We start from the raw sequence: 902 nt of genomic DNA, 5'->3' as shown, positions 1-902 counted from the left end.
CCACACGTTAACATTGGTACTATCGGTCACGTTGACCATGGTAAAACTACTTTAACAGCAGCAATCACTAAAGTTCTTGCTGAAAAAGGTCAAGCTGACTTCCAAGACTACAGCATGATTGACAAAGCTCCAGAAGAACGTGAACGCGGTATCACAATCAACACTGCACACGTAGAGTACGAAACAGATACTCGTCACTATGCACACGTTGACTGCCCAGGCCATGCTGACTATGTTAAAAACATGATCACTGGTGCTGCTCAAATGGACGGCGCTATCCTAGTTGTATCCGCAGCTGACGGCCCTATGCCACAAACTCGTGAGCACATCTTGTTAGCTCGCCAAGTTGGTGTACCAGCTATCGTTGTATTCATGAACAAAAAAGACATGGTTGACGATGAAGAATTATTAGAATTAGTAGAAATGGAAATCCGTGAATTGCTTTCCAGCTACGAATTCCCTGGCGATGACATCCCAGTTATTGCAGGTTCTGCATTGAAAGCATTAGAAGGCGACGCTACTTACGTTGAAGCAATCAACGAATTGATGGCAAAAGTTGACGAATACATCCCAACTCCAGAACGTGACACAGACAAAACATTCTTGATGCCTGTCGAAGACGTGTTCACAATCACTGGTCGTGGTACAGTAGCAACTGGCCGTGTAGAACGTGGTCAAATCAACGTTGGTGACGTAGTAGAAATCGTTGGTCTTCAAGAAGAACCATCCAGCACTACAGTTACAGGTCTTGAAATGTTCCGTAAAATTTTGGAATCTGCAGTAGCAGGTGACAACGTAGGGGCACTTCTTCGCGGTATCGACCGTAAAGACATCGAACGTGGTCAAGTATTGGCTAAACCAGGTTCCATCAAACCTCACACTAAATTCAAAGCAGAAGTATA

Annotated in this window: 1 protein-coding gene; it reads left to right on the top strand. The window is 44.5% G+C overall.

What is annotated here, in order from left to right:
* Window positions 1-902: elongation factor Tu (gene tuf, locus EO127_RS08625; RefSeq protein WP_127448925.1), on the top strand; the 902-nt coding region annotated here is incomplete at both ends.

Origin of the sequence: Veillonella sp. 3310 (genome assembly GCF_003999875.1) — a bacterium.
Classification (GTDB): domain Bacteria; phylum Bacillota; class Negativicutes; order Veillonellales; family Veillonellaceae; genus F0422.
The sequence above is the reverse complement of the archived record's forward strand: the minus strand, read 5'-3'. Positions and strand labels throughout refer to the sequence as shown.